Source organism: Bacteroidota bacterium (genome assembly GCA_018698135.1).
Classification (GTDB): domain Bacteria; phylum Bacteroidota; class Bacteroidia; order CAILMK01; family JAAYUY01; genus JABINZ01.
The window spans coordinates 44,589-52,898 of record JABINZ010000098.1; the positions used below are offsets into that span (position 1 = coordinate 44,589).

6 protein-coding genes are annotated in these 8,310 nt (G+C 34.6%); 5 read left to right on the top strand and 1 reads right to left on the bottom strand.

The features are described 5' to 3' along the window. Nucleotides 1-99: 99 nt before the first annotated feature. Entirely contained in the window at nucleotides 100-2,883 is a 2,784-nt protein-coding gene (locus HOG71_06240) for a T9SS type A sorting domain-containing protein (protein MBT5990435.1), read from the bottom strand. A 273-nt stretch (nucleotides 2,884-3,156) separates the two neighbouring features. Between HOG71_06240 and HOG71_06245 the strand changes: the two genes are divergently transcribed. From HOG71_06245 to HOG71_06265, 5 genes are all read left to right on the top strand, one after another. Beyond that, on the top strand, nucleotides 3,157-4,140 hold the full coding sequence (locus tag HOG71_06245) for a T9SS type A sorting domain-containing protein (protein ID MBT5990436.1): 984 nt from the start codon (nucleotides 3,157-3,159) through the stop codon (nucleotides 4,138-4,140). Between the two features lie 89 nt (nucleotides 4,141-4,229). Beyond that, the gene (locus HOG71_06250; protein MBT5990437.1) at nucleotides 4,230-5,183 is read left to right on the top strand and encodes a UDP-3-O-(3-hydroxymyristoyl)glucosamine N-acyltransferase; all 954 of its coding nucleotides are present in this window, start codon (nucleotides 4,230-4,232) and stop codon (nucleotides 5,181-5,183) included. 63 nt (nucleotides 5,184-5,246) lie between these two features. Beyond that, nucleotides 5,247-5,621 (top strand): hypothetical protein, encoded by a 375-nt coding sequence (locus HOG71_06255; GenBank protein MBT5990438.1) that lies wholly within the window; start codon nucleotides 5,247-5,249, stop codon nucleotides 5,619-5,621. A 75-nt stretch (nucleotides 5,622-5,696) separates the two neighbouring features. After that, the gene (locus HOG71_06260; protein ID MBT5990439.1) at nucleotides 5,697-5,858 is read left to right on the top strand and encodes a hypothetical protein; all 162 of its coding nucleotides are present in this window, start codon (nucleotides 5,697-5,699) and stop codon (nucleotides 5,856-5,858) included. A 14-nt stretch (nucleotides 5,859-5,872) separates the two neighbouring features. After that, on the top strand, nucleotides 5,873-8,146 hold the full coding sequence (locus HOG71_06265) for a TonB-dependent receptor (protein MBT5990440.1): 2,274 nt from the start codon (nucleotides 5,873-5,875) through the stop codon (nucleotides 8,144-8,146). The last annotated feature ends 164 nt before the right edge of the window (nucleotides 8,147-8,310 follow it).

The following is an 8,310-nucleotide window of genomic DNA, read 5'->3' on the forward strand; positions in this document are numbered from 1 at the left end:
TTCGTTTATAGCATGCTTGAAATAATAAGTCGAAGTTAATAAAACTCGTGTTTATGTGAATAAGTCAATACTAATCTCTTACTCAAGCAAAATTGTTTATCATTGAATAAGCACAGTTTGATAGCTTAGAACGCCTGCATCTTCAATTCGAATCAGGTAAATTCCACTACTAAGTTTGGCGAAATTAAACTCTTTAAAGAAGTTCGAGTTATTGACCTCACAATTCTCAGTATAAATCTGCTGTCCTTTTAAATCCACTATTTGGATGGAAATATCTCTGATTTCAGCTGATTTAGTATGATAGGAAAGACTAAATTTTCCATTTGATGGATTGGGGTAAACCTGAATAGCTGCATTTGTTTTTTGTTCCTTTATTCCAATACTGTAAACGGATAAATCTATTACTATGCTATCTGTAAAACAGGAGTTGATGGCAAATAACTTTACTTCATAATTCCCGCCTGTTGGGAAACTATGTGATGGATTTTCACTGTTTGAAAAGTTTCCATCTCCAAAATCCCAATAGAAAGAATCTGCATTAATACTGGTGTTTTGAAACTGCACATCCAGGAAGTTAATATGCTTACTAAAGGATGCAGTAACCCAAGCTTCACTCGAATCACAAAGCACAAAATCCCATATTCCCCGTCCGTAAGTTCCAAATCTCACTGTATTGATAGCCGGAATATAGTCGACTGACCAATAGTTTTGATCAGGAGCTATTCCTTCAGCTAAATCATACCATGTATTCGTTTCCAAGGCAAAAACAAAAGGTCCGACTTCAGTAGCTGCAAAAAGATATTTTTCTTCTTTATCCGTAACAATTTTATAAAATAAGGTAGATGGAAGGTTAGAATCAAGAGCTGTGAAAGTTTTTCCATAATCGTGTGACACATAAACCCCAGGATTAGAATAACCGCTTCCAGCAATATAAACAGTTGCAGTATCTTTAGTTGAAGCCAAGATATCTGCTCCATAAAAATAATGTGCACCAAAATCAGGTGTAAATGATTGAAGTGTCCAGTTTATGCCAGCATCAGTCGACAGGTAAAAATCACCCTTACTGCTTACAACATAACGAATATCTGTATTCAAGGGCGAATATTCCATTGCTGAAATTTTCGAATTGTTACGGCTAAAATTAAAGCTTCCTTCTATAGCACTAACAGAAACACCATTGTAACTCAAATGAAATATGTGAGATCCTGAACCTGAGCTACCACCTGCTAAATATACTTTTGTAGGATCATTGGTATCTTCTAAAAGTGGAGGAATCCAGAAATTGCCTGACATGGCAAAATCCCAACGTTTACTACTGGTGCTCAAATTAATATTGGGATAATAAATGGCAAATCCCGGGTAGACCATCCATATGCTGGATCCTAAATCTCCTGATACAATATGTCCATAATCGCCACTGATGATTTGTTTGAATGAAAGTATATTACCTGGATCCAGACTTCGCTGATAACCCTGATCCTGACTTCCAGCATGTACTACATTGGGATCAAAGCGGCATGTATAGGTAGAGTAATATTGACTGACATTATGATTTAGCAAAGAAAGGTTCTTAACGCTTTTCAGCGAATCATTTGAAACATATAAACCGCCATCGGTGCTTATAAACACTTTTTCTTTATCGAGTATAACGAAAGAGTTAATGCCGGGAATGTCGGCATGCAAAAGATTTTCAGGATCTCCATAATATTGAGACCACAGATTAACTTGTGTCCAGCCAGCACCTCCATTGTAACTGCGGTAACAATTTACACCTCCGAAATATAAATTATTCGGGTTGGTGCTTGAACAACAAAAACTACTTCTTCTAAATGGACTTTCAGATACATCTGATTGGTAGGTCCATACAGAACCTCCATCAGCGGATTTGTAAATAGCGGTTCCACTTGATTGTTTGACAGCGATATATAATACAGTAGCTGATGCATCTTGATAGCCGCATAAGTAAACATTGCCATTTTCATTATAGCTTGCACTTCCAACAGTTGATAACTGATTATCTGCTTGAATTATATTGATTTCATTATTAATGAGCAAGTATGGATTGGAGGAATTATAGTAGTTGCACCACAAATCAAATTTGGAAACACTTCCATAAGTTGCAGATGAAAAACTTAATATTTGGGTGAAACTATCACCACTGCTTGTTGATTTGTAAATGGATGTGATTGCTTCCCAGTTTGTTGCATCCCACTCCTGAGCAAGTAAATAAATGTGGTTCGGTTTTTCTGAAGGAATGACCATGCGGTGGATATTTCCCCAATTTGCAATGTTTGCCAGACCATTTGCCATTTGCCAGTTTTTCCCATCATTATCGGTATAATAAACTCCTTCGATACCAAATTTACCGGAAGAAACCAATATTCTACGGTTATTATTCACATACAAAACCCTGACAGAAATAATATCTGGAATTTTGAATTGATCATTGATATTTTTCCAATTACTACCATCCAAATTTCCTATCCAAATGTTACCCCCGGATGAAGCTGAAATAATTTCATTTGTGAAAGTGTCGTATTCAGCTAAATGAATTCGTCCTGATTGATTTTTACTGCCTTTCTCAAACCACGATCCTTTTACCAAACCATCAGCCAGACTAATCGAATTTGATGATCTTCTAAAGGAGGATGCATAATGTCTACTTCGATTTAATCTATAATTAATATCTTGCATTTGCCAGTTCAAACCTGCTTCTGCCCGATGCATTTCATCAAACCAGCTTAAGCGATCTTTGTAATTTCCTTCTTTTTCCTCGACAATTTCAGTGGGAGTGGGTACTTCTTGTTTATCTGTGTAGATGTAAATACACAAATAGCCGACTAGAAAGAGTGTGAAAATACCGCTGAAAATCCAATTTCTCATGTTAAACTGTTTTATAATTGAATACAATATACGGGCGAAATCATAAACCATATGGCGTCTATTTGAATTTATTATGACTATTTCATTTATATAATTGACACTGCAATTCTCATGGATGGATTTTTAATAATGAATTAATTTGTAAGGTTATAAATCCTCCATCGTCTAAGAGGGAAAATAGGATATGAAACGAACATGAGTGAAATATTCCTCACATAAAGGGATGATTATCATGTGAGTTCCATCTGACCTTAAAAAAACAATTATAAACAGATGAAAAAGACAGTATATCTAATTTTGCTTGCACTCATGAGTATGCGTTTGCATGCTCAAACAAATCAAAGATCAATTGTAGAGCATTTTACCAATAGCTGGTGTAGTGTATGTGCCAGTAAAAACCCAGCCTTATATTCACTTCTTGATCAACATCAGGATGTGATACACATTGCTTATCATCCGAGCAGACCTTATCCTGGATGCATTTTTTCGATGCATAATATGGCTGAAAATGATGCAAGAACAAACTTTTATGGCATTTATGGAAGCACGCCAAGAGTTGTTGTCAATGGTAGTGTCATCCCAATTCAAAGTCCTACAATAAAACCAACTGACTTGGATGCACACTTGGGTCTTTATTCGGCATTTCGCATCAATGTGATGCAGGAAAGAGATGGCATAGATTCAATTAATGTTAAAACCACTATTTCTAAAATTGATACCAATCCTTCAAATATGTTGGATTTATATGTACAATTGGCTGAAAAGAAAATCAATTATGCATCTCCAAATGGAGAAAGTGTTCATCATGATGTTTTTAGAGCTTCACTTTACTTCGGTAGTATTTCATTAATGAACATGGGTGATTCGCTAACTATTAACAGAAAATATGCTTATCACCCCGACTGGGAAAAGGATGAAATGATAGCAATTTCCTTCATTCAGGATCAGGCAACAAAAGTTATTTTACAAGCTGAAGAGTCAAATTTATTAGAGGATCTGCCAGCAACTATTTTTGAAAATGAAGAGAATGATTTTATGCTTGTATATCCCAATCCTGCCAGTCATTTCATTTATTTAAAGCCAGAATTATTGAATGGTTATGAAAATATAGCATTTATAAATACACAGGGTGAGATTGTTTTAAATAGTCAAGTAAACGATCGCCTTAATATCGAAACATTATCAAGGGGTGTTTATATTTTGAAATTGAGTGGTGAACTGAATAAACCCATTTATACCAAATTTATTAAGCAATAGAAAGAATACATTTTTGTAATCAGATTCTGTTTCAATCTTCTTAAAATTCATGTAGGTTTGAGCTTTAAATAAATGATATTTATAGAGCAATGAAGCTGAATAAACCTATTACTGTTCAAGAGGCAAGTGATATTCTTGACATATCTTTTGTGGGTGATGGCCAACGATTGATTCATGGTATTAATGAAATTCATAAAGTTGAAGCAGGCGATTTAACCTTTGTTGATATTGAAAAATACTATACAAAATCACTGACTTCAGCGGCCACCATTATTTTAATCAATAAAGAGGTTGACTGCCCGGAAGGAAAATCTTTGTTGATTAGTGATAATCCGTTTAATGATTATAAAAAGCTGGTGAATAAATTTTGGGTGGAAGAAGACGTTCCACAAAATGGTGAACTTATACATAAGCAAGCTGAAATAGGAGCTGGAACGAAAATTTTTCCGGGCGTTTATATTGCGCCTGATGTAAAAATTGGCCAAAACTGCATAATTCATCCATTCGTTAGTATTCATAATGGAAGTATTTTAGGCGATAGGGTGGAAATCAAATCAAATACGGTTATTGGAGGTGATGCTTTTTACTATAAAGGCGATGGAGTTCAATTTGAAAAGTGGCCTTCCTGTGGGCGGGTTATTATACATGATGATGTTCATATTGGATCAGGATGTACGGTAGATAAAGGCGTTTCGGGTGATACGATCATCGGAAAACATACTAAAATTGATAATCAGATTCATATTGCTCATGGTGTAGAAATTGGTGAGCGTTGTTTGTTCGCAGCCAAAACAGGTATAGCCGGTAAAACAATTATTGAAGATGATGTAACTGTTTGGGGTCAGGTTGGCATTATTAAATCCATTCGAATTGGAGCCAAATCAACCATATTGTCTTCCTCTTTGGTCACAAAATCTTTAAAAGGAAATGCAACTTATTATGGGAATCCTGCTCGTGAGGTAAGTGTTGTCTATAAAGAAATGGCGGCAGCTAGACAACTACCGGAATGGATGAAAAAAGTGGATAATGAACTGACCGATTAAGGCTGTTTTACAAACATTAAAAAAACTACATGTTTGGCAATATAATTGAGGTAAGTAAGTCTCATGATTCTAAAAAAAATTGCATACATAACATTAGCCTTATTGATTCTCGTAATCACCACTGGTTTTACTATCGACCTGCACTATTGTCATGGTGAAGTTGTAGACGTTTCTATGAATTGGAATGCTAATTCATATAGTGGTGAAAAGAAAGCGTGTTGTAGTGATGCTATTCTTTACCTGAAATTTGATCATGATTTCCTTAAAACTATTGTCGATTTCAAGCAAGTTATAAATAATCCTACTCTTCATAAGCCTGATTATCTGATATTTGAAGAGTATCAAGGATACATTAATTCTTCATTTATAAAGAATAATAACAAGTTAGCACTAGTTAAGCAGGATAAATGTGTCATAAATCAGGTATTTCTAATTTGAAAAGATAAGCTTCTTGCCTATTTAGCATAGATGCTTTAGGTAATTCAGATCTTTATTCACAACAAAAAAAATTGAATGTTAGTAAAATTAATACTTGTTTCCATAGTTTTGGTGGCTATTGTGATGGCTGCTATGGGAATAAGATTGCTTCTTGACAAAAATGCTGAGATGAAGCATTCCTGTGGAGGTGCAGATTGTGGATGTGATACTGATCGAAACAAATCTTGTAATCATTAGATAATTATGTATTAATGAAACAAATATTACTACTTATAATAATAAGCTTTATAGCCCATGACTTAGCAGCTCAGAATCCTTCAAAATCAGAAGAATATCTGAAAGGTTATGTCTATGGTGAATTGGAAGGGAAAAAAGAAGCTCTGGTTGGCGCTAGTGTCTATTGGATGGGAACAAACAAAGGAACTGCTACCACAAACAATGGAGCATTTTCGATTCGATTTTTAGAGAATAAAACAACGACATTAGTTGTCAGTTTTATAGGCTATCAATCTGATACTTTAAAGATTAAGAATGGACAAAACAATTTGGAAATTGTTCTAAAAGCGATCATTAATCTGGATGAATATGAAGTAAAAGAAAAACGAGGAAGTTCATTTTATGCCAATACAAATCCAATAGCAACTCAAATAATTACCAGTTCCGAGCTGACCAAAGCTGCTTGCTGCAATTTGGCTGAAAGTTTTGAGACAAATGCTTCTGTGGATGTAAGTTATTCAGATGCAGTAACCGGTGCCAAGCAAATTCAACTGTTGGGTTTGTCGGGTGTTTACACACAAATGCAGTTTGAGAATATTCCTGAAATGCGCGGTATTGCTGGAGTTTATGGATTAACTTTTGTACCTGGACCTTGGTTGTCATCAATATCCATTAGCAAGGGAACAGCATCTGTTCGAAATGGTTTTGAATCAATAACTGGGCAGATTAATTATGAATATAAAAAACCAGATACGGCAGAACGCTTTTATTTAAACTTATTTGGAAATAATTTTAAACGTGTAGAAGGTAATTTATATTCTGCCTGGAAACTGAATAAGAAATGGAGTACGATGGTATTCGTCCATGCCAATGAATTTCAAAATAAGATTGATCTTAATGGAGATGGTTTCTTAGACATTCCAACTTCCAGACAATATAATGTGTTCAACCGCTGGAAATACAAAAGTGAAAAATTAATGACACAATTTGGTGTTAATTACATCAGCGAACAAAAGGGTGGAGGTCAGCTTGGATTTAATGAATCAACTGATTTGGGAACACGAAATGCATACGGAATTGGAATCGATACCCGTAGGCTAAGTGCTTTTTGGAAAGCTGGTCATGTGTCAAAAAAGAAAGCAAATACCAGTTTGGCAATGATTCATTCATTTCAGTTGCATGAGCAAAACTCCTATTATGGTTTAAATAATTTTGATGCCAAGCAAAGTAGTTGGTATAGCAATTTTCTGTATCAATCCTACATTGGAAGCAGTGTTCATAATTATACCCTTGGTGCTTCTGTTGTTTATGATAATTATGATCAGAAATTGACTCAGGATACACTCAATCCTCAGGTCTTCCAACGCGAGGATATTATTCCGGGTGTTTTTCTGGAATATACTTTTAAGCCAAATGATAAATTCGCATTAATAGCAGGTATAAGAGATGATTATCATAATCATTTTGGCAATATTTTCACACCCAGATTGCATGTTCGTTATAAATTAAATGAAAATACAACAATTCGGGCATCTGGAGGAAAGGGCTATCGTTTTCCAAGTATTTTAACTGAAAACACGGGTTTGCTATTAACCAATAAGCAAATTATTTTTGAGGATGAACAAACCATGGAGGAAGCATGGAATTATGGTTTATTTCTCTCCAGAGATTTAATGGTTTTTGGTCGTAAAGCTTTATTGAATATTGATTTCTATCGTACCAATTTTATCAGGCAAATGATAGTAGATATGGATGTTTGTGGCGAATTGATCCATATTTATGAGTTGAATGGCATGTTAAACTTTTACGATGGTAAATCCTATGCCAATAGCGCACAGGCAGAGTTTTCATTTGAACCACTTGAAGGATTGGATGTGCTTGTGGCTTATCGTTTCAATGATGTTAAAACAACTTATTTAGGAGAGTTAAAAGATAAGTTGATGAGTAAAAAGTCAAAAGCATTATTGAGTTTATCTTATTCCACTAAATGGGAAAAATGGCAATTCGATTACACCTTACAATACAACGATAAAAGTAGATTACCCATAAAGATAATTTTTACGGATACTGCTGAAATAATCATGCCTCAGGAATACAGTCCTTCATTTTTTATTATGAATGGGCAAGTAACCAGACGATTCAAGAGTTGGGAAGTTTACTTGGGAGTTGAAAATGCGACCAATTTTACGCAAGCAGAACCTATTGAGTTTTATGACGAACCTTTTAGTTTGAATTTTGATGCCACCCGAACATGGGGTCCAGTAATTGGCCGTAAGATATATTTAGGTATAAAAATGAAATTATTTTAGTATTATTGAACCTTAATAAATATTGAAGTTGTTCAAAGTCGAATGTTGATAAAACACCAATGATACCAAAATAAAGATTAATATCATTGGTGTAAAAAAATATATGTTAAGTAAAGGTATAATAAAAAAGAGATCTGTCCAAGACTGAACTTTGGAAATTCACA